Consider the following 23,982-nt stretch of genomic DNA (forward strand, 5'->3'; position numbering starts at 1 on the left):
CTTTTTTGCTCTTGTGTGAGTTTTTGGAGAAAAATTGTACAGTGACTTTTTATTTGTCGTAATACCAAATTAATGTCATAGAGGATGTGAAACCTGAACTCTCTAGCGTTCAGCTTAGAACCAGCACAGAAAACTTACAGGGTATACCAACACAAATTGTTGCAAACATAAAGCAGGTAAGCGTTAGCTTGATGACAGGAATTTGTCTCAATGCCATTTAATTTGTCACCCTACAAAAAAGTAAGAAACTGGGCTTTTGGAATCAATCACAGCCCGTGATGCCTTGGTATTTTCGGCGGGGTAAGAAAAATACTAGCCTACAACGAAGCGATCGCCGCAAGTGCAACAGTGCGATCCGTCTTACCGGATATTTACATTCCACCCAATTCGGGAGACTTGAATTGCCCTAATATTCCCTACCGCAGAGAAGCGAGTGATTCCAATACTTTTCGGATTTTTGGGGAAAGGGTTTGAATTTCCCTTTTCCCAAAGCCCAATAACCTTTCTCCAGACCAAAAGAGAGATTATTGGGTTTATCCGAAAAGTATTGGCCATTTCCCCCAAAATTTTTCACTTTCCGATTCGTACAACAACGCCATTGGTGTCTGCATTATCACATTACTTAAACATTAACAAAACCTTAACTTTACTGAAAATTTAAAAACTCAGGCAGAAAATTATTACCGAAATTTGAAATTCTATAACTCTGAAAGCCTTATAAAAAGCGGGATTAACAATTATTGATCATCTGGATGATTGTTAAAACGGGGTAAAATAGTCCTGAATTTATTTTTGCTACATCTGAAGTAATTATAAAGACTTGGTAAAGCAAGATTCAGTCTACTTGCATTGCTTACGTTGTTATTGATTTAATCAAATTTGTGCTGACCAATAATCAGCAAAATCACGTAAAACCCACTGCAAGCATTTATTACCCGCGCATATTTGTAATCAATATCTGTGAATATATTTCGCTCTGTCTCTTCAATGCTCTCAATGGGTTGATTCTTGGAGTCTTTGATAAATGCTAGGCGAGAGCCATTGCCAAAAGAAGTAACCCTTGAATTCATAATTTTTGCAGATTTTTGAAATTACAAGCCATTTTTCCAATTTAGTTACACACAATGAAGAAAACGCTTTTTGGGGTGTTGATGACGGCGATTGTTAGCAACACCCTGATTCCTGGTGTCCAAGCAATCATTCCCGGAAATACAACTGCCCACTTTAGTCATGTTCTGATTATTTCGATTGATGGATTGCACAACTCCGATTTATCAGTTGCTAATCTGCAAGCTTCTTTGAAAAATATCAAGCGGTTGCAGAGAGAAGGTGTGACATACACTAATGCTTTCGCTTCTGCACCATCAGATTCCTTTCCTGGGGAGCTAAACTATATCACTGGTGCTAACCCCGGTACGACAGGTGTATTTTATGATAAATCCTACAGTCGCGCCTTGTATGCCCCAGGCACTACTGTTGCCCAAATCACCACAGGCATCGCTAAACCGGGTACTGTCGTAGAATTTGCTGAAAACGTTGATGCATCTTGGACTAATGGTAAGGGTGGCACCTTAGATGGCGGTCAGGGATTTGATCAAACCCAATTGCCTATTGATCGCAATGGCAACCCTGTTTACCCCAACCAGTACCTGAAAGTAAATACCATTTTTGACGTAGCTAGCGCGGCAGGACTCCGTACTGCTTGGTCTGACAAGCATCCCGCAGCTTACACCATCCTAGCTGGAAATACACAAGACCCAACTAAATTTAATTTGGCAACGGGTCTAGTCGGTAGCATTAGCGATTACTCTTCACTAGAAATTAACGCAGCAGTGGCGATTGATCCAACTAAGCCAGGACTTCTCCCCAACACCCTTGGGGCTTTAGTCGATCAATCAACAGGTACTCCTTACTCCAACACCAACTCTCAAATCACGTCTACTTTCTTTAATGACGGGACAAAGGGTAATCCGGCTCTGTTTAAGGCTCCACCTGCTGGCTTTAGCGCCCACCAATTCACAAGTGTAGCAACAACCTCAGCCTATGACGATCTCAAGGTTAAGCAGATATTAAACGAGATTGATGGATTGAACGATTCCGGCTCTATAAGAGTAGGCACTCCGGCAATTTTCGGCTTGAATTTCCAAGCTGTGAGCGTCGGCGAGAAAGAGACTGCCTCTCAGTTTAATGGTGGCGGAATTGACAAAGATGGAAATGCTCGTCCTGACCTCGTAAGTGCAGTAGCTCACACTGATGCCAGCATTGGTCTGATTTTGGATGAACTGAAAAAGAAAGGATTAGACAGTTCAACTTTGGTGATTTTGACCGCCAAGCACGGGCAAAATCCCGTCAAAGATCCAACTGTTGGTTTGAGCAGTACATTTGATAGTATTACTGGTGTTGCTGGTGGCGATGGAAACCTGACTGCTGTTGCCGCTCTCTTAGTAAGAAACGGCATCCAGATTGCTTCTGAGCGAGGTCAGGATACTTCATCGCTGATCTTCTTGAAAAATCCATCTGATGTCCGAAAAGCAGTAGCCCTGCTGAAGTCCAAAAATTACTCATTTGATAATACGATTGATCCAAATACTGGGGTGGCGTTTTCAACTGAGGATGCTGCTGCTCAGGGTCAGGTATTGTATGGTCAGAGCATCATCAATGCTGGATTGGGAGATCCAAGGACAAGCGAACGCACCCCTGATATTATTGTTCCACTCAAAACTGGCTATTTTTTTGGTAATGCTACCAAGAAGCGTGCAGAGCATGGTGGATTTACTAATGCTGACACCCACGTAGCCCTAATTGTCGGTAGCACTGGATTTTCCCGCAATCTGCAAGGTAAAACTATCAGTCGAACCGTTTCTACCACCCAAATTGCTCCAACTACATTACAGGTTCTAGGTTTAAATCCTCAACGACTGCAAGGTGTTCAGATTGATAAAACCCAGACATTACCACTGGACTGTAGGGACTTGCAAATAGAAAAATACCGAATAGATAAAGAGCGCAGGGAGTACGAGGACTAAAAAAACACCAAATGAAGAAACTGATGTGTTAAATACCACATCAGTTTCTAGTAATTCCTGCGCTTAGAGCGAATCGGTGTTTCGGTAGTTAGCCATTCTTTTTCTATTGATCCGACAAATCATTCGACATATACTTAACATTTATACTCAGTATCTATGTTATTACACTCTAGATTTCAAACAACTCTTCATCATATTTGCTTATTCAGCTTGAGCCTCACACTCAATAGTTGCTTATCCAACTCACAAAAATCTAGTCAATCAGCTACTAACCCACCGAAAGCAGTTGAAAATACAGCAGCAGTAGTTTCAACTCCGACACCAGACGACAAAGCCATCCCTAAATATGACCATATCTTTGTGATTGTTGAAGAAAATAAATCCTACGACCAGATTATTGGCAATCCCAATGCACCCATCATCAATCAACTGGCAAAAACCTATGGTTTGGCTAGTAACTTCTATGGCGAAGTACATCCCAGCGAAGCTAACTATGTTGCCATTTTAAGCGGTAGTACTTTTGGGATTCATGATGATGATGCTTTCTATTGCTTTGCTAATAGTAATCAGCAATTTTGCCACAACTCTCGTCAAGTTGACTATGCCAACCATACCATTACCTCTTTTAGTTTAATCGACCAATTGTCACAAAAGGGGCTGACTTGGAAAGGGTATTTTGAAGATATTCCTTCTCCAGGCTCTAAGTCCGTTGTCGCTCCCAGTCTCAATCGTGCATTATATGCGGTCAAACATAATGGTTTTATGAACTTCAAAAACGTGCAAGATGACCCGAACTTACCCAGTAAAATAGTCGGGATTGACCAACTTACTACCGACCTGAAAAGTAATAAAGTTCCCAACTACAGCCACATCATCTTCAACCAATGTCATGAAATGCACGGTTTAGCAGAGTGTCCCCAATTGCAAAAATTGATTCAAATCGGTGACACGATGATTGGAAAAGTTGTGAATCAAATTACCACTTCTAAGTTGTGGGCTGAGTCTGGCAATAATGCAATTATTATTACCTGGGATGAAGATAGTAATCCTCATGACAAAGCTCAAATTCAAGGTTGCTGTGGTTTCGACCCTAATAGCAAGGCTAACTTTGGCGGCGGTCACATTGCAACGATTGTGATTACTAATCACGCCTCACGGGGCATTGTAGATAACACACCCTATAATCACTACTCATTGCTACGAACTACTGAAGATGCTTTTGGCATCTATGAATACTTAAACTCTGCTAATGACACGACTAAAGGAGTTAAGCCGATGACCAATCTATTTGTGAAAAAATAATCAAGATATAAACATCTTACCCATTCCAGAAGACTTTAAATAAAGCTGACCAGTAATTCGTATATATTTAGAAGATGTCAGACCAGCAACAATAATGATTGTTGCAGGACTTTCAGATCCTAGAATGCGGATTAAGATAGAGGTGACAGCAAAAAAAAACTAGGGGCTAGGTTTAAGGAGCAATTTTGTGACAAATCACGTAACTTCTTGGCTACTCCTATTGCTGAGAAACACACCCTTGTATTTGAGTTCGGGGGAAACCTTGTTAAAGAATTACTCAGTATGATAATGAGTGATGAGCGTTGCGGCGTGATGCTGGAGTTTGAAGACGCTTGCCCTGACAAATTTGCTCAACTGCTTGTCCATACGCGACAGTGGACTGAGTGGATGAGTTGACTTGTGAGATCGCTATCACTACCACAAGAACATTTTTTCAAGCGCAGATGTATTGCCTAATCTGCTGAAATTCGCATCTGACAACGACTTTATCAACGCCTGAAATTGTTCATTTGAACGAATCTTATGGAAATATGAGTCAGTTTTCGCCACATCTTGGTATTGGTTAGGACTCAGATTGATAGCTTGTTGCAGGTTAAAGACTGCTTGCTCTATATGAAGCAACTGAGCATAACAGCAAGCCTTACTATAAAAAGTGTCGGAGTCGTCTGGACAAACTTGGTCATATTTATCATAACTGGTGAGAGCCTCTTCAAAGCGTTTGAGACTTAACAGTGTATTAGCTCGGTTATACCAGGCTTGAGGTAAATCTCTTTGAAATTTAAGGGATCGCTCGAAGCAAGGGAGCGCCTCTTCAAATCGCTCCAAATTCATTAAGGCAATACCCAGATTACACCAAGCTTGGGGAAAATCATGATGAAATTCAATCGCGCGCTCGTAGGAAGCGATCGCCTCTTCAAAGCGTTCCAAGTTTATCAACAAATTACCCCGGTTATACCAAGCATCAAAGTTATCTTTTTGAAATTCAATCGCTTTATCGTAGGAAGCTATTGCTTCATCATAGCGCCCCAATTCATCCAAAGCACACCCCTGATTTTGCCAAGCTGCGCTCAAGTCACCTTTAAGTTTCAACGATTGTTCAGTGCTAGTAAGAGCATCTTCATAGCGTTCTAAATTTAACAAAGCAATGCTACGAAAATACCAAGCTTCAGAGTCATCAGATTTTAATTTAACAGCATTGTCAAAATTAGCAAGTGCCTCTTCGAAACGCTCTAAAGTTAATAACGTAATACCTCGGTTTTCCCAAGCTTCATGCAAACCAGGCATGAGTTTTAAGGCTTGTTCAAACGCTTCAAGTGCTTCCAAGTTACGTCCTAAAAGCCTTAAAGCAATACCTCTATTACACCAAGCACCATGAAAGTTGGATTGAAATACCAGTGCTTGATCGCAGGCAGCCAGAGCCTCATCAAAGCGTCCCAAATTTGACAGCGCCCAACTCTTATTAACCCAGACTTCATAGTTGCCAGGTTTTAGTTCATTGGCTCGTTCAAATGCTTCGATAGCCCTATCGAAACATCTTTTGTTTAAAAGTTCAACGCCCAAGTTAAACCAAACCTTGTCTATTTCTGGTTGAATTTCTAAAGACACAGTATCACTCTCCTTTTGTGGGGCTATATTTTCCTCATTATTTATAGAAGTTAGTTATAAGTAGCTCGGTGGAAATAATTATTGTTGGCATAAGGCAGTTCTTGCTAGGAGCAGAGTGAGAAAGGTTTGAGCCTTTTTTACTTTTATTTATACTATTTGTGCCATTTCTGAAAGCTGGCTTGGAATGGTTCTGTATCATCTTCTTTGGGCAATGAAGCCCAACCCAATCGCCGTCAATAATCCAAAGCTCAAAAGGGCATTTTCGCACAACGGTGATAAAGTCATCACATGATTGACATGAAGGATATCTTCGATAACGCCTGGAATGCTAAAGCCAACAATCACCGAATACACCCAGAACCACCAACGACCTGGCCCATTTCCACGACGGGAATAGTTACTAATCCATACTAAGATGCTTGCTAGCAAAGTCGTGCCATGCAGTCCGAGGCTCCGCCAGGGATTCGTGTAGGGGAGAGGAGATAAGTATATCCACCACACCCACAAGAACAGTGCTAATACCGCAACCAGACCCAGGGCGAACGCACGGGATTTCTGAAACCCTTGCTGGGCAAGGATCTTGATGAAAAAATAGGCTAAATTAAAAAACGCCAAAACCCTTGCTATTAAAGGATTCTTATACTTTAGATGCGTTTGCCCTGCAACCAGACCCCAACTCAACCACGAAAACCACCGATTATTGTTATTCACGATCTGCACCCCAATTTCTTTATTCCTAGCGTGGCAAAACTAGCTAGAGCAAAAACTTAAACGTAGTAAATTCGTTATTATTGAAAATTTTGGTTTACCTATTTACGCCTATTTCAATCATGAAAAATCTACTCTAGCAAGTTTTACCACTCTAGCTTTATTCTCCCATCTTGTATGTGGAGAAATGAATGTCATTTCGATATAGTGTTGAAGCATTATATAGATTCACAACTCAAATACCAAATTCCTGAAAAACCTATAGCTTAAGCATTCTTTGTACGCAAAATAGCGTTGGCTCCTTCTACCAACAGTTAGTCTCCAAAATTGGCGTTGCTGATGGTGAGCCTTACTGGAATGGGTCTGAAGGGGCAGTGGCTCTTCTTTGGGTTAACTTTGCTGATGGGTGTAGGTCTGTAGTGTGCGATTGGCTAGAAGCGGTGTAGGTCATCTTGTCATCAAGCTCATACCTATTAATCACAAAGATTGGCTCTCCGGTAAAATAGCTAAAGCGTAGGCGTTGTGCAGTTGACTGGTGGCAGTGTAGTGTGTAGTTCATGCCCTCACAAAGCTCACGCCTATTCACAGACTATGGCATTTGGTTAATTAGCTTTGATTTGTTGTCCAGAAAGTGGAATGTTCCTACAGGCGGGACATTATTTAATTCCATTCTACACAGTTATAAAAGATAAATTGATGGCTACGCCTATTTATCACATCACCCATATCGATGAATTTACCCTCCATCCTCAAATCAAATGGTTTAATAGCAAATAGTAGGCTGAGACAAAAACAAAGAAACTATCTTGATATCGCTCATGAAAACATCCAAGATAGACGAGCCATAACCCCAGTCCCCTGTGGCGCAGGCGGATATTTACATGATTACGTACCCTTTTATTTTGCTCCACACTCTCCCATGCTCTGCGCCATCCACAACCGTAATGTCGATGGTTACAGTGGAGGACAAAAGCCAATTATTCATCTAGTTTCTCAAATAGAAACAATAGTAGATTCCCAAATAGCTTTCGCATTTACAGACGGACATGCCATTATGGCTTATGCTGACTTTTATGATGATCTTAATGCTTTAGAAGATGTAATTGATTGGGAATTAATGGAGTCAAGATACTGGTTTAATACCTCAGATAATCCCAACCGTAAATGCAGACGGCAAGCGGAATTTTTATTATATGAATTTTGTCCTTGGAACCTAATTAAAGAAATTGGTGTAATCAACTTGACAATGCAAACAAAAGTTAGAGAAATATTACAGAAATTTAATATTCAGACCCCAATTAAGGTTTACTCTAATTGGTACTACTAAATTTATTTCCTTAAAATGTACAATTCTATTACTGTTAAGACAGTTAAGAGAGATGATTGAAATTAAGCAAGGCAACCTATTAGAAGAAAACGCTGAAGCCCTAGTTAATACCGTTAATTGTGTCGGTATAATGGGCAAAGGTATCGCCTTGCAATTTAAGCAAGCCTATCCTGAAAACTTCCGCCAATACGAAAAAGCCTGTCGTGCCAAGGAAGTACAACCAGGACAAATGTTTACTGTAGCCACAGGAAGTCTATTTAATCCCCGGTATATCATTAATTTCCCTACCAAGCGCCACTGGAAAGGAAAATCAAAAATAGAAGACATCAAAAGTGGACTGCTGGCTTTAGTCACTCAAGTAAAGCAACTAAGCATCACCTCAATTGCCATTCCTCCATTAGGATGCGGCAACGGTGGTTTAGATTGGATACAAGTGAAACCCTTGATAGAATCAGCCTTTGCCCAACTCCCAGAAGTGCAGGTAATTATTTTTGAACCGACAGGCGCACCAACTGGTGAAAAAATGCCTGTTGCGACTAAAATACCCAACATGACCCGTGGACGTGCCATCATCATCCACCTCTTAGAACTGTACGGTATTCCGGGTTATGAATTGACCAAGCTAGAAATCCAAAAACTAGGCTATCTCTTGCAAGAAGCGGGGGAAACCTTGAAGCTTAATTATGTAAAAGATAGATATGGCCCCTACGCTCATAACCTGAATCATGTTTTAAAACATATTGAAGGACACTACATTCGGGGCTACGGTGATGGAACTAGCAAAGCTGACAGTGCTGAAATTTATGTATTACCAGCAGCAAGAGTTGCAGCACAAGTATTTTTAGCCACTACACCAGATGCCCAGGCGCGGTTAGAGCAAGTTAGCAAGCTCATATATGGTTTTGAAACACCCTATGGTATGGAATTGCTGGCTACAGTCCATTGGGTTGCAACCAAGGAAGCCAGCCCTGCCCAAGATAGCGAACAGGCTATATCCTTAGTGCATGAGTGGAATGAGAGAAAACGTACTCTTTTTAAGCCTCAACATATTCGCAAGGCTTGGCAACGTTTAGATCAGCAAAATTGGTTAAATGTTAAAGTTTCTGATTCGCATTAACCGTGAGACAGGGAAACGTGGGGCCCAAAAGGATTGGACATTAGATGCTAGCTGTCAGATTGAAGCGCAGTGCAATTGGTCAATAGACTGTAAACCTGCACCTTGGACTGGACAGTGTTGGCTCTTTCTACAGTTGACTTCGCAAGGTTTGTTTTAGCCCAAGACTGAACCGGAATCAAGTTCCCACTCATGTTTGAGCAATTCTTGGTAAGTCTTTTCCCTTATCATCATCTGCTTATACAGCATCTGCAAAAATTCTTGAGCTTGTTCACGGGACATCTGCTGCACTTGATCAGAAAAAGTTCTCAGGCTAAATTCTTGTTCTAAAGATAATTCAATAGGTTGATTCATCACTTTTATTACCTACTCTTTTATTTGAGTTTGCTTATGTAAGCAAATATTGCTTTATATAAATAAATGTTACGATAACTTTACAAAAATCAAAGGGGTGTAAGCCGTACCGATGTAGGTTAGAAATGCCGTATCTGCTGCTGGAAACCTTGATATCACTCCACTGTGGCAACCCAAATAAAAACCTAAGTCCTCAATTTTCCTAGTTTGAGGTTTTTAAAAGCATTTTTAGCCTCTGCTTGCGACTGGCGATCACTCTTAAGGCGGGCGAAACAGCGCCATCGCTCAAAAGAAGAGATGGGCAATACAATTATTTTTTTGGGCAAGAGTGGTGAGCGTCGAGGCGCGATGCTGGAGTTTGAGGATGTTGACCCTCAAAAGTTTGCTCAACTGGTGGCAGATGCCCCACAGTGGACTGAATGGATGGATGGGGTGATTTTTCGGCACAGATTGCGATCGCTAAAAGGTCAGTTCCTCCCAATACACTTGGATATGCCTGCTTAAGTAATCAACAATAAATGTACTCCAGGCTCCTGCTCATCGCCCCACTAATTCTGTTAAAATCGCGTCTGCCAGCACGTAAATTTTGAGGCAGTGCCATGTGTGCAAAGGGATTCGATCAACTACAGTTACCAAAACTGCAACGGTTATGAAATCCCAGGCTACTCAAGACTATTCTAGGTAAGTGGAAACTTCAAATGTCAGCAACCCTAGTCTAAAGAGACAAAGCTTCCACACATCCCACGAGGTTTTGAGCCAATACACAAATTTAGTGTGAGGATTTAGCCATGTCTTACCCGATTCCGTCCAAAATGTGGCAGCGAGTCAGTATTGTAGCACTGTTGTTATTGATACCGTCAGTAGGAATTGCATTACGTCAGTCTGGTACGGTTGCGGTTCCAGTCAATCAGACTCCTAAGAGTTCTACACCAACAACCTCCATTCTACCTAATCATCCTGACTACCAAACACTCCAGGCATTTATACAAAAGTATAGTTGTGTCGTCTCCGTTCAAAACTTTGGTACAGTTGCGATAACCCGGACTGAGTTTGCCACAGTCTTGAATACCTGTGTGAATCGGAGCAATGAGCTAATAGCGACTGATCCCAAGATAGTTACCGAAGCGGATATGAAAACTTTGCAACGCTTGCAGTCCGAATTCGCACCGGAGTTAGCAACCCTAAGAAGTCAGATAGATGAATTGCAAGATTCTACTCCTACTCAGGCTCCCAGAGAACGTACTCAAGACGAGTCTACCCGAAAGACTCAACCCTTACCTACGGCTCCATCCCTTAGTATTTCGTCTGGCTCATCTGTGCAGAATCAAGTTGTTAACCGTGCGTACATACCTAAAACCCAAGCTGGTGGAATTAGGGGAGGGGTTGCCCCAGAGCCACAAACAGGTAGAAGATTTAATACAGAAAACTACAACCGAATTGAGGATAATCCCTTTCATCGCGTCGGTAATGACCCCCTTTCCACCTTTTCCATTGATGCAGATACAGCATCTTACAGCAACGTGCGACGCTTTATTACTCAAGGAGAATTACCACCCAAGGATGCAGTGCGAATTGAAGAACTAATCAACTATTTTAACTACAATTATCCCCAACCTAAAGACAATCGCCCTTTTTCTGTCACCACTGAAGTTGCTGCTGCTCCCTGGAATCCTCAACACAAGCTGGTACAGGTGGGTTTGCAAGGTAAACGCTTAGAGAGTGAAACCTTACCACCCAGCAACTTAGTATTTCTGATTGATGTCTCCGGTTCTATGGATGACCCCAACAAATTACCGTTGGTGCAACAGTCCCTGAAATTGCTGGTAAATAAACTACGTCCTGAAGACCGGGTAAGTTTGGTAGTTTATGCTGGCAATGCTGGATTAGTATTACCTGCTACTCCTGGTAGTCAAAAATCAACAATTCTGGCGGCGATTGACCGCTTAGAAGCTGGAGGCTCCACTGCTGGCGGTCAGGGCATTGAACTGGCCTACAAGATAGCTAAACAAAGCTTCCTTAAGTCTGGTAATAATAGAGTAATTCTAGCTACCGATGGAGATTTTAATGTCGGGGTTTCCAGTGATGCCGACCTGACGCGATTAATTGAACAGAAGCGAGATCAGGGAATTTTCCTGACGGTGTTGGGATTTGGTACTGGCAACTATAAGGACGGAAAAATGGAGCAACTGGCTGATAAGGGTAACGGCAACTACGCTTACATCGATACCCTATTGGAAGCCAAAAAGGTTTTAGTTAACGATTTGAGGGGAACTCTGTTTACCATTGCCAAGGATGTGAAAATTCAAGTGGAGTTTAATCCAGCGAAAGTTCAGGCATATCGCTTGATTGGTTACGAAAACCGCTTGCTGCAAAACCAGGATTTCAATGACGATAAGAAAGATGCAGGTGATATTGGGGCTGGTCATTCTGTGACAGCGCTTTATGAAATAATTCCCACTGGCATGAAGAGCGATGTGAAACTGCCTACATTAGACCCATTGCGGTATCAGCGTTCTGCTGAAACTGCCGCGGATGCTGGCGGCAATGAATTGATGCAGGTACAACTGCGCTATAAGTTGCCCCAGGACAACACCAGTCAACTAATTACCCAAACCATCCAAGATGATGATTTGAGAGCCGACCCCTCCACCAACCTGAGATTTGCTGCGGCGGTGGCGACCTTTGGGATGGTGCTGCGTGACTCTGAGTATAAGGGGAATGCTAATTATGATTTGGTAATGGAATTGGCAACTCAAGGGAAGGGAGAAGACCAGGAGGGCTATCGAGGTGAGTTTATTCGCTTGGTGGAGCAATCTAGGGGGTTGATTACGAGGAAATAATTTGAATTGCTTTGACCTACCATTGCACTTCTTTTTTTATCTGCGATCGCTCATAAGTAAGTCGGTGTGAATATCTATCATCAGGTTCAGGCAGGAGGCAGGGGGCAGAAGGCAGGAGGAAAGAGGGTTTTAGTCCACTTTACTTTTATTAACATAGTTTGGTTTTTCCCACCTGTTCTACTTAGTCCAAATTCAAGTATAAAGATCCACAGCAGTTTTTGATAACGGCAGGAAGCAAATTTGCCATGATGTTAGTTAGCTATACTACAGTAGCTAACATTGCTAAAACTTCCTCACCTAGCACCAATAACGTTCTATTTTCTTTCGGTTCAGTAGATCAAACCACGGGAAACGTTTCATCCCAAATAGCAGATGTCACTGGTAAGGGAAATACCGAATGGCACGCTTGTTAAGCGCAAACCCTTGATTTAACTGGCTTTTGAGTGTGGGGAGCCAGATTTCTTCCTCATCCTCCCACACTCCCCACACCTCCCTCAGACAAAGGTTTCAGGTTTTCTTAGTGCCATTCGACTGTAGCTCTCAAACCCAGACCTTTGCAATCGTCAAGAAAGTCAGGGCTTGGTCAAAGAAAATTATTTTTCGCCCACCAACACCTGCTGTAGGATGCCCGAATCCGAACAGTGTGTCCTGTCTTGAGGAAGGCTATAGAGCCAACACTTCCACCACAGTAGCGAACGCTCATCTAAAGATCCAAGTTCTTAGCAAAGCATCAAATATTACCAATATTTAACATCAAAAGCTTTCTTTTCACTTAGTCAAGCAACTAGCAATATCTTGAAATCATTTGTGATAAAAAAGACTTATTTAGCGAGTACTAAACACATGACAAAAGTACTGTAATTTCAAGGTTTCTGACAATCAAAGTAAAAAGCGACTGCCGCTTAATAAGTAACAATCGCCACACTAAAACACTCTTGCATTTCTAGGATAACAAGAATGAAAGCGATAGTTACAGTAGCCCTTAAAAATCACATCATCAGTTTACATTCATCTGACTACTGGATTATCAAAAGCAGCAATTAAACAGCATATAACAGACCGCTATAACAGTGGAGAAATGTAAGCAGATTTGAACATTTTTCAATTGGATTTTGAATCAATCAGCACTCTTGTTGTCAAACAAGCGAATGACAACCTTGTAATCACCACCTCACAAATCAAGGGTGATATGCAAGATATACAAGCTCGTTGCAGGTCAGTCAGTTTGGTGATTGTGGATTATGTGCAGTTGATTGAACCAATGCGCCGTGAACGTGGCGAAAATCGTGTACAAGAAATCGACTCCATCTTGAAACAACTCAGAGCGATCGCTAAACAATTCAATTGCGCTGTCTTGGGTTTGGCGCAATTAAAAAGAGAAGTTGATTCCCGCTCCGAAAAGCGTCCAACCAAAGCTGATTTTCGAGAATCTGGAGGATTTGAACAAGAAGCTGCTGTGATGTTGGGTTTATACCGAGAAGATTACTACGACAAGCAGACTACCCAAAAAGGCATTTTTGAAGTTTCAGTTTTGAAAAGTCGATTTAGTAGTGAGACGACTGTTAATCTCTTATTTGACGAGCGATTTGGACAGTTTAAGAACTTAGCTAAATCCAACTATTAAAACCCATGAAAGCGCTATCTGTTCGTCAGCCTTGGGCATGGGCAATAATTTATGCTCTCAAAAATATTGAAAACCGAGGCTGGCCCATTCATTATCGCGGCGACATTCTGATTCACGCTGCAAAAACCTGTACCAAGAAAGAGTACCAGTTAGCGAAAGAATTTTGTCAAAGCATGGGGGTAGTAATCCCAGAGTTAATCTCTTTACGTCGCGGTCAAGTTATCGGTATTGTCACAATAGTTGACTGCCGGTTCTCACAAGTTGCGTCTGGCTGGGGAATGCCTGGGCAATATCATTGGAAGCTGGAGAATCCGCGAGAAATCACACCAATTCCTTACATTGGGCGGTTGGGAATTTTTGAAGTACCTGATGAACTGGTCAGGAGTGCGATCGCCTCATGAAATCAGTCGTTTCTCTTTTCTCCGGTATCGGCGGACTCTGCCACCACGGAATATCAGCCGCAGGTCTATCCCACAAATTCCGAGTCCAGCAATTTGTCGAAATCTCCCCTTATTCTCAATCACAATTGCGCCATGAACAACCAGGAATTCCAATCCACGCAGATATTACTAACTACCACTGCCAAGAATCAATTCGCAATTCGCAATTCGCAATTATTAACTAGGAGTAAAAGAAATGAATCAAAAAATTAGTATTGCTGATAGAACGAAAGCTTTGGCAATAAGAATAGTTAAAGCTTGTACTTTTTTAGATGAAAAACCCGGAGTTTGTCGAACATTATCAAAACAGTTACTCCGAAGTGGTACTTCTATAGGTGCAAACGTTAAAGAAGCTCAATCTGCCCAATTTGATAAAGATTTTCTGAGCAAATTAGAAATTGCGCTTAAAGAAGAAAGAGAGACTGAATATTGGTTAGAAATATTAATCGAGGCAGAATTGGTTGATAAAAACAAGTTTGAATCCTTACTTCAAGAAACTAGAGAAATTGGAAAAATCTTAGTTGCATCTACTCGAAAAGTTAAAGAGAAAATCAAGCAATGAAATTAATTGCGAATTGCGAATTGCGAATTGGTTTGACCCCCTGGGCAGACCAAATTGGAAATCAGATTACGCAAGTACGGCTCTCTCATGAAGACCGAAGCTATCAACCCGGCATTCGTGAGGTGGCTTTTGGGATTCCCGTTGGAGTAGCCAAGGGAATTAAGGGTAATTATGATGCCCGTCATGCTTATGGCTTGAGTTGTTCTCCAAGGCAAGCTGCGATCGCTTGGAAACGGATTGATTATTTGTGGCATCTATTGTCCTGTCAGGAGGCATAAGCATGATTAACCTTGTCCAAACTTTAGAAACTTGCTGGTATGTTTCACCACCTTGGGGAAAAGAGATTCCTCCCTTAGAAGTTTCCCTGTTGGAGAAAGTCTACGTCACTACTCACTACCACCAAATCTTTCGGTTACTGTTGCGGTGTAGAGTGGCAAAGGAAGCGGTAGTGGTTAACGTAAGCAATGCAAAACTAGCTACGGCTCCACTCAATACTGTCTTAACACCTGTACTGATGTTCATTTTTTTACTTTCAATTATTCTGTTAAGTTAGTAGTCTACGAGAAACTAAAGTCATTCTAAAGTCTCTATAATTAAACAGCATTTATCCAAAAATCAGCTGTGACGATTTTGCCATTGCGATTAAACTGACCCCAGAGCTTATACTTTCCTGGTTGAGGAAAACTAGCCATAAAATGAACCTGTCCAACAGGGGCATCTTTTAGCGCATGGGCATGAACATAATCGTAAGCGTTCAATGGAGTTGACTGCCGTAAGATGACTAAATGTCCTCTTTCTCCCAAGTAAGGCTGCAAGTCTGTAAGCGGCTGATTGTTAAAAGCATCTTGTAATTTAAACATGATGCTGACTTCTTTACCTACTTTCACAGTGGGTTCAGAAACAACGAGATTGACTTTAGTATCATTAAACGTTTTATTGCGATTTAGGTCAATTTCTGGAGATGCAATACTGTTTCCAGTAACTTGTGTTTTCAATACTGAAACTTGTTCCGCTTGACCAGCAGGTTTGTAGTCGCTAAAAAATGTGTAACCGCCTGCTTGCGGAAAACGGGCTGTAACTTCAAATTGCCCATTTTCTTTATATATGGGATGAAGATGATTGAAAAACTGAAGATCATCACTGACAAGAATGAGGTGCATTAATTTTTCTTGAAAAATGTCAAAATTTGCAATCTCTTTCCCATCCAAATCTTGAACATCAATCAATATCGGAATACTCTTATTGGGGGTAATAATACTTGGAACTTTGAGCTTTGCCAGAGTAAATACTTTCTTCTGATCACCCGCGCCACTTGTTAAATGTTCTCTGTGATTTATCTCACCCATCGAATGTTCTTGATGCTGATGTGTGGCAGCAGATATTGGTTTGCCTTCGTCTCTAACTAATAAGGAGCAACTTTGAGCCAGTATCAAAGTAGTAGTTATAGCAATTGCATTCAGAAATCGATTCATTGATTTTGCTCCATTTTTTAATAATTTAAGTTATTCAAAAGTCTGAATTCGTCTGGGGAGTTAATATGCCAAGCATTAGAACCACAACTTTTAGTTGCCAAGGTGCTAATATTAAACTGACAATTAGGCAAGCAACTGTAGATAAACTTGTTAATTCTGCCATGTCGTCACTAGATTTTCTGAAAATCGTTGAGTAGATATACAATTAATCTACTCAACTAAAATTAGTTTAATCTCTCCCGTAAGCTGGAGAGACAAGAGGTAAAACTGAAAAAACAACTAATTTATTTATAAATAATTTATATCAATATAAAATCAGCATATCAACTTAGATTAATGCGTTGATATGCTGACAAAAATCAAACGGACAGCTTGATTGTTTAATTTCTTTCAATAATAGGACAAATTGTTTGTTCGGGATTTTCAGGTATTGTCTCCCAACCAGAAACTAGCCCTGATAATTCTTCTCTCAGAATAAGTAATTGCTGAATTTGTTCATCAATGGCTGTTATCTTATCTTGCAGTTTAGCTTTTATATGTACGCATGGTAATTCACCTCCGTCGTGAACATTCAAAAAATCCTTAATTTCTGATAAAGTCAATCCCAGACTTTGGGCACGTTTGATAAAGTGCAGTCGCTCCAAAACATCAGAGTTAAATAATCTAAATCCACCCTCGGTTCTCCCTAATGACCTGAGTAGACCTAGCTCCTCATAGTAGCGAATAGTTTTAATTGGTACACCGCTAGACTTGGCAACATTACCAATGAGTTTTGGCGCTTCTTGGACTAACATATTTAGCTGCTCTCATGTTAAATAAGTTTATTTCTAGAGTGGCAAAACTAGCTAGAGCAAAAACTTAAACGTAGTAAATTCGTTATTATTGAAAATTTTGGTTTACCTATTTACGCCTATTTCAATCATGAAAAATCTACTCTAGCAAGTTTTACCACTCTAGGTTTATTTACCTTATCTTAAACTCTCCAGTTAGCTGGAGAGTCAAGTGGGAACAGGATCATCTTGCTAATTATTTGCTACTGGATTATGTGGCAGGCTTTACTTCCACAACACCACGATACATTTTCATCCCGCAGGTGAACTGATATTCACCATGATACTTAGGAGTAAATTCCACTGAAGTGGTTTGGTTAGGAACAAGGTCAACGGCTAAGTCAAAGTCCGGTATTAGCAATTTATCAAAACACTTGCTCAAATTGTGACGTTGGAAGTCCAATCTTACTGGTTGTCCCGCCTCTACAATTACTCGCTCCGGTTTATAACCCTTTTCAACCGTAACAGTCGCTTCTTGAGTACCTTCTAGTGTTTTCACTGCTTTTGTTGCTGACTCTGTAGGCACAGAAAGCTCTGGTTGAATATGGTGAGTAGCTTGAGAAATAGTTACTGGGGTTACTTTTGCAGTCGAGTCAGGAGGTTGAACTTCTATCACTCCTCGGAACATATTCATACCGCAGTTGAAGGTATAAGTACCTGGTTTGTCGGATGTGAACTCAATGGGTGTGACTTCGTTAAGTGGTAGATTTTTGGCGATATGGAAATCAGGTAGGCGTATTTCTTCAAGACAACTACTAGGGTCACGACGTAGGAAATTAAGGCGGACTCTTTGACCTGCATTGACTAGAATTCGACTAGGTTCGTAGCCTCCATCTACAGTAATATCAATTTCTTGAATACCATCATGGGCTTCGGCTTTTTGGGACTTTGGTTTACTTAGGAGAAACCACCAAATTTCTAATCCGACTAACCCCAAGCCGACTGTTGTAACTGCACTTTTTACCCAGAATGGTTGCTCAATGCGGCGGAATTGATCTGTCTGCGATTGCTCGGTAGCTGGCATTTCATGATTCATCTGTGCAACTACTTTATCCAAGGCAACACTGAATGACAATGCCAAGCTTACTATAGTGCCAAGAATTGCTTTACTCAACATTTACTACCTCCTTATGCTAATGGTTTAGCTTGAAATTTACGCAGACGTAGGGCATTTGTAACCACCGAAACCGAGCTAAATGCCATTGCTGCACCTGCAATGATCGGGTTAAGCAACCAACCAAAAATAGGGAACAGAATACCAGCGGCAATTGGAATGCCGGCAACGTTGTAAATGAAAGCAAAAAATAGGTTTTGACGAATGTTACGAATCGTAGCGCGGCTGAGTTGAATGGCAGTGACAATGCTTCGCAAGTCACCGGAGATGAGTGTGATGTCACTAGCTGCGATCGCTACGTCTGTCCCGGTGCCAATTGCCATTCCCACATCGGCTTGGGCTAGGGCTGGTGCATCATTAATACCATCACCTACCATTGCGACAATCTTTCCTTCCGATTGCAATTTCTGCACTGTAGCAGCTTTTTGGTCGGGGCGAACTTCTGCCAAAACACGCTTGATACCAACTTCACGAGCAATGGTTTCTGCGGTACGGTAATTATCACCTGTGAGCATAACTACCTCTAAACCCAGTTTTTGCAAAGCGCGAATTGCCTGTATGGAGGTAGGTTTAATAGCATCAGAAATACCCATCAATCCTTGAATTTGTCCGTCAACAGTAATCCAAATCGCAGTTTTACCTAGATACTCCAAACGCTCTTTATCTTGTTGTAAGGCTTGGGCATCAATGCCTAATTCTGACATCCATCGTTGCGTACCAATTTGCACAAGATGACCAGAAACTATACCCTGTACACCACTGCCTGTAATTGCCTCAAATTCCTTGACCGGAACTAATTCCACTTCTTGAGATTGGGCGTATTTGACAACAGCTTCTGCCAACGGATGTTCAGAATTGCGTTCCACAGATGCCGTAAGTTGCACCAACTTCATCTCATTACCATTAGCAGTACCATTGACGGTGACAAAATCCGTAACTGTTGGTTTACCTTGAGTGATGGTTCCAGTTTTATCTAGTACTATTGTTTGAATTTTGTGCGCCAGTTCTAAGCTTTCGGCACCTTTAATCAAAATACCATTTTCTGCACCTTTACCCGTTCCTACCATTACAGAAGTTGGTGTGGCTAAACCCAACGCACAAGGACAGGCGATAATTAGTACCCCAACCGTGGTAATCAGCGCCAAAGTCACGTTACCTGTAAAATTAAACCAAATGATGAAAGTGAGCAGTGCGATCGCAATCACCGCAGGTACAAACCATCCAGTTACTTGGTCTGCTAATCTTTGAATTGGGGCTTTAGAACCCTGTGCCTGCTGTACTAATTGGACAATCTGCGCCAACACAGTATCACTTCCGACTCGTGTCGCCCGAAACTTGAAACTTCCAGTTTTGTTAATGGTAGCTCCAATCACTTCATCGCCTAGTTGCTTTTTAACAGGCAAACTTTCCCCTGTCACCATCGCTTCATCAATTGTGGATGCTCCCTCAATCACTTCCCCATCAACAGGAATCTTCTCGCCAGGACGAACCAGTATCACATCTCCAATCTGCACTTCTTCAATTGGGACATCTACTTCTCGTCCATTACGAATCAAACGCGCTGTTTTAGCTTGTAAACCAATCAGCTTGCGGATAGCTTCTGAAGTTTGCCCTCTAGCACGATTCTCAAATAGTCTTCCTAGCAAAATCAGGGTGATGACAACAGCAGCAGTTTCATAATATACATCTGGTGTTAACCCCTGATTAATGAAAAAGCTGGGGAATAAAGTTGGAAATAGCGAATAAAAATACGCTGCACTTGTACTCAAAGCGATTAAGGTATCCATTGTGGCAGCATGGCGTTTTAAAGCTTTCCAACCATTGATGTAGAAAGAATAACCACACCAGAACTGTACTGGGGTAGTAAGTATCAACTGCACCCAAGGATTATGCAACCATGCTGGGATAAAGGGTAAGTGCAACCCTGTCATTATTGGCAGTGACCCAATGACCAATACAATGCTAATGATGCCCCCTACCGTCACTTTTCGCATTAAATCGCGGGATTCTCTTAAGCGATGTCTTTTTTCAGCATCATCTTCTCCCGTCATCAGATTTTGTTGTTGGAGTGGGTAGGCAGAGTAACCGGCTGCATCCACTGCCTCTTGAATGGCTTCTAAATCAGTTCTTTTAGGGTCATATTCAACTGTTGCCTGTTCTGCTCCAAAATTAACGATAGATTCGTTAACACCGGGGACAGAATTAATCGCGCCTTCAATGCTGCTGGCACAAGAAGCACAACTCATGCCACGCAGTTTAAGTGTGACTGTTTCCATTCTTCTGGCTCCTTAACACTCAGTTGTTTTAACAAAATGGGAAAGTTCAATGTCATGCGACCGAATAGCCAGCAGATGTAATTGCTTCTTGTACTGCTGCTTCGGTTGTCTGAGTTTCGATTCTGACTAGCTTAGTTTTCGGATCGGCCTCAACCTTAGCCGTGGGGTCAACTGCTTGGATGGCTTTTGTAATCGTTTCTCCACAAGCAGAACAAGCCATGTCAGGAACTATTAGTTGGAGTGTCATCAATACTTTCCTTTTATGAACTAATTCTATTGTGAAATCTCCATTCCACTGGAGAGTCAAGAGGGCGAAGAAAATTTTTTTAGCCTCTGGTTAGAAACTTGGAATGGCTTCAGCTAGGGTGTTGACTCTAAGGGTTTTAAGGTGGTAAATTTTCATGCAAGAAGTACGTAGTTGCATAAAAGTTAATGCAAGAGTTTAAAAGCCCAACCAGCCGATTAGCAAGATTGTTTCGTAACGGTCGAGACAATTGGAAAGAGAGAGCTTTGGAAAAACAGAAAAAACTTAGAGCATTAGAAATAAAAGTCAGAGATTTATCAGCCTCACGAGACTATTGGAAAAGCAGAGCAAAAATTGCTGAATCAAAGCTACTCAAACAGAATATTGAGATAGAGGACGAAAAAAAAAGAGATAGTTACAAGCGCTCTAGCTAGTTTGGAAACAAGTGGACAGGCTCTTACTCAGATAGCGAAGGGACATCATTATTCAGTCGAAACAATTCAAATATCAGTACAACAAGTTATCAATTGTGGCACTAGTTTGCGAGGAGTTGAGAAAACTTTTGAGTTGTACGTTGATTTTTCCGAACAGGGGACTCCAAGCTTTAGTAGTATTAGAAAATGGTTAGGACGAATTGGGCTATACGAACTCAACAGAGAAAAAGAATATCGAAGCGATTGGATCTTTATTGTAGATTTGACTGTAGAACTAGGAGCAGAAAAAGCTTTTGTAGTTTTGGGAGTTTCACAACAACAACTTGAATCAGAAATTTTTCCTTTAAAACGAGGATTAAGACATCAAGATGTTGAACTTCTTGCATTAGAAATTATGTGTTCAACGAGGGGAGAGATAATCGAGCAAAAACTCTCTGAACTAACGAAAAAAGTTGGTCGTCCAATACAAATAATCGCTGACCACGGCAGTGACATCCAAAAAGGAATCAAGTTGTACCAAGAAAAATATTCGGAAGTAATTTACACCTATGATGTGACTCATGCAATGGCTTTATTGCTCAAGCATGAGTTAGTAGCAGATGAAAAATACCAGTCTTTTACCCAGCAATGTACACGATGTCGGCAACAACTACAACAAACAGAGTTATCTTTTTTATCTCCCCCATCTCAACGTTCACAATGTCGTTATTTTAATATTGAAAGGTTGATTAATTGGGCTACTAAAATTTTAGAATCTCCAGTAGACACAATAGTAGAACTTTTACCAAATATTGATTCTTCCGTTTTACAGCAGAAATTAAAAGATAAATTAGGATGGTTAATCAATTATCAAGAATCACTCAGCATTTGGAAGCTGATGGTCAAAATGACTCGAACTGTAGAGACCCAACTAAAAAATTGTGGACTTAACGAACAATCAAGCAGCTTTTTGAATTTACAGCAGTTATCAATGGGAACTAATTCTTTAGTTAACTTTCAACTAAAAATTACAGAATATTTGACAATTGAAAGCTCTCAAATTCAGTCAGGGCATACAATTCTTGCAACTTCTGATGTGATTGAATCACTTTTTGGCAAATATAAACAGTTTTCTGCTCGATGTCCTCTTAAACAGATAGGTCAGATGATTTTGAGCATTTCTTTATCTACTATGAAGTTGACAGGATCTGGTGTAAAACTTGCCTTAGAAACAGTTCGGTATATTGATCTTGAAGCTTGGTCTCTTGAAGTTTTTGGTCGATCTATGCTTTCAAAGAGAAGAACTGTGTTTTTTGCTTCAAATGACGACACAGAAACTGCATGAAAACTTTTGAGATAATTTCTCACAAAGTCAACACCCTAGGCTTCAGCCATATAAAAAATAAATCTCTAGGCTGTAGCCCTTATAGAGTAGGATTTATTTTTCTTACACAACTGAGATTAAGCTTCGCTGCTCATATTCGACTTCAGTAGTACAAGAAAAATGTTTTGTGCTGTTCCTAACTATAGATACTTACGTTCAGAATCAAGTCAAACTAATCCCGATCGCTGAGGCTCATAGCTACATCGGACAGGGAAAGTAAAATAAAGTGGGTGAGTAGTGTTAAGAGCAATCGCTCAACATCTGGTAGAAAATTTAGTGGTAGCTGGGTTAGGAGCTTCTGTTTCGACGATCGCATTAATTTCATCCTAATTTCATCTTCATCTGCCAAACTATGTAGTAATTACCATAGTTGCATTGTAAGCAACCAGTTACTTAGGTGATTTTATTACCTCGGAAAAAATAAATCACCTAAAGGGTTGACTCCCCAGTTAACTGGAGATTGCAAAATAAAATTAGGAAATATTTAGATAATCACTATGCAACTTTCTACTCTGAAAAACAGCTTTTTGTCATTGACCTTAGTAGCGATCGCCTCTGTTCCTATCGGCCTGTTAACAGCCTGTTCTACAACTACTTCCCGAAACCAAGCATCAAACACTACTACCACCGCCACTGATACTAGCGACAAGCAACCGATGAACCACGATGGGAGCATGATGAATCATGGTAGTGGCACGATGAACCATAACATGTCAATGGATTTAGGTTCAGCCGATGCTAATTATGATTTGCGTTTTATTGATGCGATGACTCCGCACCATCAAGGAGCAGTGGAGATGGCAAATGTTGCACAGCAAAAATCAAAACGCCCTGAACTCAAAAAGCTGGCTTCGGAAATTATTAAAGATCAAGATAAAGAAATCGCCCAGCTAAAACAGTGGCGCACAGCTTGGTATCCCTCCGCCAGCAGTACCCCAGTGGCTTATGATGCGAAAACAGGTAAAACAGTCGCAATGCCTCACGAACAAATGCAAGGCATGATGATGAATATGGACTTAGGAGCCGCCAATGCTGAGTTTGACTTGCGGTTCATAAATGCAATGATTCCCCATCATGAAAGTGCAATTACAATGGCTCAAGATGCATTGAGTAAGTCTAAGCGCCCTGAAATCAAGAAATTAGCTCAAAGTATCATTGATTCACAACAAACAGAGATTAACCAAATGAAACAGTGGCGAAAAACTTGGTATAACCAGTAAGCAAAAGTGTCTGTGTGAAGCATAAAGCAAGTATGCAAAGCTAATAGACAGGAAATATTTGCTGCAATTAAATCCCAGCAATGTTTAGAGCGATTTGATTTTAAGAGGGGTCAAAGCTTGATTTCAT

At 41.1% G+C, this 23,982-nt stretch carries 28 protein-coding genes; 17 read left to right on the plus strand and 11 right to left on the minus strand.

The window, feature by feature from the left end; genetic code table 11:
* Positions 1–869: 869 nt before the first annotated feature.
* Entirely contained in the window at positions 870–1,070 is a 201-nt protein-coding gene (locus FD724_RS35670) for a hypothetical protein (protein ID WP_179076380.1), read from the minus strand.
* Between the two features lie 54 nt (positions 1,071–1,124).
* Between FD724_RS35670 and FD724_RS35675 the strand changes: the two genes are divergently transcribed.
* Positions 1,125–3,026: an alkaline phosphatase family protein gene (locus FD724_RS35675; protein WP_256874712.1), complete on the plus strand. Its 1,902-nt coding sequence runs from the start codon at positions 1,125–1,127 to the stop codon at positions 3,024–3,026.
* A gap of 156 nt (positions 3,027–3,182) precedes the next feature.
* A complete protein-coding gene (locus tag FD724_RS35680; protein WP_179076381.1) occupies positions 3,183–4,328 on the plus strand; it encodes an alkaline phosphatase family protein in 1,146 nt (381 codons plus the stop codon).
* Between the two features lie 414 nt (positions 4,329–4,742).
* Here the strand turns inward: FD724_RS35680 and FD724_RS35685 are convergent, their stop codons facing one another.
* The 3 genes from FD724_RS35685 to FD724_RS35695 form a co-directional block, all read right to left on the minus strand.
* Positions 4,743–5,933: a tetratricopeptide repeat protein gene (locus tag FD724_RS35685; protein ID WP_179076382.1), complete on the minus strand. Its 1,191-nt coding sequence runs from the start codon at positions 5,931–5,933 to the stop codon at positions 4,743–4,745.
* A 195-nt stretch (positions 5,934–6,128) separates the two neighbouring features.
* Positions 6,129–6,644: a hypothetical protein gene (locus FD724_RS35690; protein WP_179076383.1), complete on the minus strand. Its 516-nt coding sequence runs from the start codon at positions 6,642–6,644 to the stop codon at positions 6,129–6,131.
* A gap of 346 nt (positions 6,645–6,990) precedes the next feature.
* The gene (locus FD724_RS35695; protein ID WP_179076384.1) at positions 6,991–7,200 is read right to left on the minus strand and encodes a hypothetical protein; all 210 of its coding nucleotides are present in this window, start codon (positions 7,198–7,200) and stop codon (positions 6,991–6,993) included.
* Between the two features lie 171 nt (positions 7,201–7,371).
* On the opposite strand from FD724_RS35695, the gene FD724_RS35700 reads away from it, so the two are divergent.
* Together FD724_RS35700 and FD724_RS35705 are read left to right on the plus strand one after the other, a co-directional pair.
* A complete protein-coding gene (locus FD724_RS35700; RefSeq protein WP_179076385.1) occupies positions 7,372–7,968 on the plus strand; it encodes a DUF4433 domain-containing protein in 597 nt (198 codons plus the stop codon).
* Positions 7,969–8,020: 52 nt separating this feature from the next.
* Positions 8,021–9,085: a macro domain-containing protein gene (locus FD724_RS35705; protein ID WP_179076386.1), complete on the plus strand. Its 1,065-nt coding sequence runs from the start codon at positions 8,021–8,023 to the stop codon at positions 9,083–9,085.
* A 153-nt stretch (positions 9,086–9,238) separates the two neighbouring features.
* Here the strand turns inward: FD724_RS35705 and FD724_RS35710 are convergent, their stop codons facing one another.
* Positions 9,239–9,436 (minus strand): NblA/ycf18 family protein, encoded by a 198-nt coding sequence (locus FD724_RS35710; protein WP_179076387.1) that lies wholly within the window; start codon positions 9,434–9,436, stop codon positions 9,239–9,241.
* Positions 9,437–9,733: 297 nt separating this feature from the next.
* Here FD724_RS35710 and FD724_RS35715 point away from each other — a divergent pair, with 297 nt between their 5' ends.
* The 9 genes from FD724_RS35715 (at position 9,734) to FD724_RS41785 (ending at position 15,455) form a co-directional block, all read left to right on the plus strand.
* Positions 9,734–9,940: a hypothetical protein gene (locus tag FD724_RS35715; RefSeq protein WP_179076388.1), complete on the plus strand. Its 207-nt coding sequence runs from the start codon at positions 9,734–9,736 to the stop codon at positions 9,938–9,940.
* A 284-nt stretch (positions 9,941–10,224) separates the two neighbouring features.
* Positions 10,225–12,276 (plus strand): VWA domain-containing protein, encoded by a 2,052-nt coding sequence (locus FD724_RS35720; RefSeq protein WP_179076389.1) that lies wholly within the window; start codon positions 10,225–10,227, stop codon positions 12,274–12,276.
* Positions 12,277–12,521: 245 nt separating this feature from the next.
* Positions 12,522–12,689 carry a hypothetical protein gene (locus FD724_RS35725; protein ID WP_179076390.1) on the plus strand — a complete coding sequence of 56 codons (168 nt, stop codon included), beginning with the start codon at positions 12,522–12,524 and terminating at the stop codon, positions 12,687–12,689.
* A gap of 677 nt (positions 12,690–13,366) precedes the next feature.
* Entirely contained in the window at positions 13,367–13,900 is a 534-nt protein-coding gene (locus FD724_RS35730; protein WP_179076391.1) for a DnaB-like helicase C-terminal domain-containing protein, read from the plus strand.
* A 5-nt stretch (positions 13,901–13,905) separates the two neighbouring features.
* Positions 13,906–14,301, plus strand: a complete 396-nt coding sequence (locus FD724_RS35735) for an ASCH domain-containing protein (protein WP_179076392.1) — start codon at positions 13,906–13,908, stop codon at positions 14,299–14,301.
* Positions 14,298–14,525, plus strand: a complete 228-nt coding sequence (locus FD724_RS35740; protein ID WP_256874713.1) for a hypothetical protein — start codon at positions 14,298–14,300, stop codon at positions 14,523–14,525. The genes FD724_RS35735 and FD724_RS35740 overlap by 4 nt, the downstream gene beginning before the upstream one ends.
* An 11-nt stretch (positions 14,526–14,536) precedes the next feature.
* The gene (locus FD724_RS35745; protein WP_179076393.1) at positions 14,537–14,902 is read left to right on the plus strand and encodes a four helix bundle protein; all 366 of its coding nucleotides are present in this window, start codon (positions 14,537–14,539) and stop codon (positions 14,900–14,902) included.
* Entirely contained in the window at positions 14,899–15,180 is a 282-nt protein-coding gene (locus FD724_RS35750; RefSeq protein WP_256874714.1) for a hypothetical protein, read from the plus strand. The genes FD724_RS35745 and FD724_RS35750 overlap by 4 nt, the downstream gene beginning before the upstream one ends.
* A gap of 2 nt (positions 15,181–15,182) precedes the next feature.
* On the plus strand, positions 15,183–15,455 hold the full coding sequence (locus FD724_RS41785; RefSeq protein WP_306297119.1) for a DUF1392 family protein: 273 nt from the start codon (positions 15,183–15,185) through the stop codon (positions 15,453–15,455).
* 40 nt (positions 15,456–15,495) lie between these two features.
* Here the strand turns inward: FD724_RS41785 and FD724_RS35760 are convergent, their stop codons facing one another.
* Positions 15,496–16,374, minus strand: coding sequence for a hypothetical protein (locus FD724_RS35760; protein ID WP_179076394.1), 879 nt, complete (start codon positions 16,372–16,374; stop codon positions 15,496–15,498).
* Between the two features lie 65 nt (positions 16,375–16,439).
* Here FD724_RS35760 and FD724_RS41365 point away from each other — a divergent pair, with 65 nt between their 5' ends.
* Positions 16,440–16,571 (plus strand): hypothetical protein, encoded by a 132-nt coding sequence (locus FD724_RS41365; protein WP_256874715.1) that lies wholly within the window; start codon positions 16,440–16,442, stop codon positions 16,569–16,571.
* 183 nt (positions 16,572–16,754) lie between these two features.
* Here FD724_RS41365 and FD724_RS35765 read toward each other — a convergent pair whose 3' ends face one another.
* From FD724_RS35765 to FD724_RS35780, 4 genes are all read right to left on the minus strand, one after another.
* A complete protein-coding gene (locus FD724_RS35765; RefSeq protein WP_179076395.1) occupies positions 16,755–17,168 on the minus strand; it encodes a heavy metal-responsive transcriptional regulator in 414 nt (137 codons plus the stop codon).
* Between the two features lie 247 nt (positions 17,169–17,415).
* Positions 17,416–18,321 carry a cupredoxin domain-containing protein gene (locus tag FD724_RS35770; RefSeq protein ID WP_179076396.1) on the minus strand — a complete coding sequence of 302 codons (906 nt, stop codon included), beginning with the start codon at positions 18,319–18,321 and terminating at the stop codon, positions 17,416–17,418.
* Positions 18,322–18,332: 11 nt separating this feature from the next.
* A complete protein-coding gene (locus FD724_RS35775; RefSeq protein ID WP_179076397.1) occupies positions 18,333–20,594 on the minus strand; it encodes a heavy metal translocating P-type ATPase in 2,262 nt (753 codons plus the stop codon).
* Between the two features lie 52 nt (positions 20,595–20,646).
* The gene (locus FD724_RS35780) at positions 20,647–20,841 is read right to left on the minus strand and encodes a heavy-metal-associated domain-containing protein (protein WP_179076398.1); all 195 of its coding nucleotides are present in this window, start codon (positions 20,839–20,841) and stop codon (positions 20,647–20,649) included.
* A 185-nt stretch (positions 20,842–21,026) separates the two neighbouring features.
* On the opposite strand from FD724_RS35780, the gene FD724_RS35785 reads away from it, so the two are divergent.
* Both FD724_RS35785 and FD724_RS35790 read left to right on the plus strand, forming a co-directional pair.
* Positions 21,027–21,272 (plus strand): hypothetical protein, encoded by a 246-nt coding sequence (locus FD724_RS35785; RefSeq protein ID WP_100897114.1) that lies wholly within the window; start codon positions 21,027–21,029, stop codon positions 21,270–21,272.
* A 1-nt stretch (position 21,273) separates the two neighbouring features.
* Positions 21,274–22,596 carry a hypothetical protein gene (locus tag FD724_RS35790; protein WP_256874716.1) on the plus strand — a complete coding sequence of 441 codons (1,323 nt, stop codon included), beginning with the start codon at positions 21,274–21,276 and terminating at the stop codon, positions 22,594–22,596.
* 211 nt (positions 22,597–22,807) lie between these two features.
* Here FD724_RS35790 and FD724_RS35795 read toward each other — a convergent pair whose 3' ends face one another.
* Positions 22,808–22,951, minus strand: coding sequence for a hypothetical protein (locus FD724_RS35795; protein ID WP_218651556.1), 144 nt, complete (start codon positions 22,949–22,951; stop codon positions 22,808–22,810).
* 181 nt (positions 22,952–23,132) lie between these two features.
* Between FD724_RS35795 and FD724_RS35800 the strand changes: the two genes are divergently transcribed.
* Positions 23,133–23,855 (plus strand): DUF305 domain-containing protein, encoded by a 723-nt coding sequence (locus FD724_RS35800; RefSeq protein ID WP_179076400.1) that lies wholly within the window; start codon positions 23,133–23,135, stop codon positions 23,853–23,855.
* Positions 23,856–23,982 lie beyond the last annotated feature (127 nt).

Source organism: Nostoc sp. C057 (genome assembly GCF_013393925.1).
Taxonomy (GTDB): domain Bacteria; phylum Cyanobacteriota; class Cyanobacteriia; order Cyanobacteriales; family Nostocaceae; genus Nostoc; species Nostoc muscorum_A.

What these genes read in the sequence shown, in the direction of transcription:
- FD724_RS35670 (WP_179076380.1), bottom strand. Translation starts at nt 1,070, where the DNA reads ATGAATTCAAGGGTTACTTCTTTTGGCAATGGCTCTCGCCTAGCATTT.
- FD724_RS41785 (WP_306297119.1), top strand. Translation starts at nt 15,183, where the DNA reads ATGATTAACCTTGTCCAAACTTTAGAAACTTGCTGGTATGTTTCACCA.
- FD724_RS35780 (WP_179076398.1), bottom strand. Translation starts at nt 20,841, where the DNA reads ATGACACTCCAACTAATAGTTCCTGACATGGCTTGTTCTGCTTGTGGA.
- FD724_RS35800 (WP_179076400.1), top strand. Translation starts at nt 23,133, where the DNA reads ATGCAACTTTCTACTCTGAAAAACAGCTTTTTGTCATTGACCTTAGTA.
- FD724_RS35795 (WP_218651556.1), bottom strand. Translation starts at nt 22,951, where the DNA reads ATGCGATCGTCGAAACAGAAGCTCCTAACCCAGCTACCACTAAATTTT.
- FD724_RS35760 (WP_179076394.1), bottom strand. Translation starts at nt 16,374, where the DNA reads ATGAATCGATTTCTGAATGCAATTGCTATAACTACTACTTTGATACTG.
- FD724_RS35750 (WP_256874714.1), top strand. Translation starts at nt 14,899, where the DNA reads ATGAAATTAATTGCGAATTGCGAATTGCGAATTGGTTTGACCCCCTGG.
- FD724_RS35765 (WP_179076395.1), bottom strand. Translation starts at nt 17,168, where the DNA reads ATGTTAGTCCAAGAAGCGCCAAAACTCATTGGTAATGTTGCCAAGTCT.
- FD724_RS35675 (WP_256874712.1), top strand. Translation starts at nt 1,125, where the DNA reads ATGAAGAAAACGCTTTTTGGGGTGTTGATGACGGCGATTGTTAGCAAC.
- FD724_RS35700 (WP_179076385.1), top strand. Translation starts at nt 7,372, where the DNA reads ATGAATTTACCCTCCATCCTCAAATCAAATGGTTTAATAGCAAATAGT.
- FD724_RS35745 (WP_179076393.1), top strand. Translation starts at nt 14,537, where the DNA reads ATGAATCAAAAAATTAGTATTGCTGATAGAACGAAAGCTTTGGCAATA.
- FD724_RS35770 (WP_179076396.1), bottom strand. Translation starts at nt 18,321, where the DNA reads ATGTTGAGTAAAGCAATTCTTGGCACTATAGTAAGCTTGGCATTGTCA.
- FD724_RS35775 (WP_179076397.1), bottom strand. Translation starts at nt 20,594, where the DNA reads ATGGAAACAGTCACACTTAAACTGCGTGGCATGAGTTGTGCTTCTTGT.
- FD724_RS35695 (WP_179076384.1), bottom strand. Translation starts at nt 7,200, where the DNA reads ATGAACTACACACTACACTGCCACCAGTCAACTGCACAACGCCTACGC.
- FD724_RS35705 (WP_179076386.1), top strand. Translation starts at nt 8,021, where the DNA reads ATGATTGAAATTAAGCAAGGCAACCTATTAGAAGAAAACGCTGAAGCC.
- FD724_RS35680 (WP_179076381.1), top strand. Translation starts at nt 3,183, where the DNA reads ATGTTATTACACTCTAGATTTCAAACAACTCTTCATCATATTTGCTTA.
- FD724_RS35785 (WP_100897114.1), top strand. Translation starts at nt 21,027, where the DNA reads ATGCAAGAGTTTAAAAGCCCAACCAGCCGATTAGCAAGATTGTTTCGT.
- FD724_RS35720 (WP_179076389.1), top strand. Translation starts at nt 10,225, where the DNA reads ATGTCTTACCCGATTCCGTCCAAAATGTGGCAGCGAGTCAGTATTGTA.
- FD724_RS35740 (WP_256874713.1), top strand. Translation starts at nt 14,298, where the DNA reads ATGAAATCAGTCGTTTCTCTTTTCTCCGGTATCGGCGGACTCTGCCAC.
- FD724_RS41365 (WP_256874715.1), top strand. Translation starts at nt 16,440, where the DNA reads ATGCCAAGCATTAGAACCACAACTTTTAGTTGCCAAGGTGCTAATATT.
- FD724_RS35725 (WP_179076390.1), top strand. Translation starts at nt 12,522, where the DNA reads ATGATGTTAGTTAGCTATACTACAGTAGCTAACATTGCTAAAACTTCC.
- FD724_RS35710 (WP_179076387.1), bottom strand. Translation starts at nt 9,436, where the DNA reads ATGAATCAACCTATTGAATTATCTTTAGAACAAGAATTTAGCCTGAGA.
- FD724_RS35735 (WP_179076392.1), top strand. Translation starts at nt 13,906, where the DNA reads ATGAAAGCGCTATCTGTTCGTCAGCCTTGGGCATGGGCAATAATTTAT.
- FD724_RS35715 (WP_179076388.1), top strand. Translation starts at nt 9,734, where the DNA reads ATGGGCAATACAATTATTTTTTTGGGCAAGAGTGGTGAGCGTCGAGGC.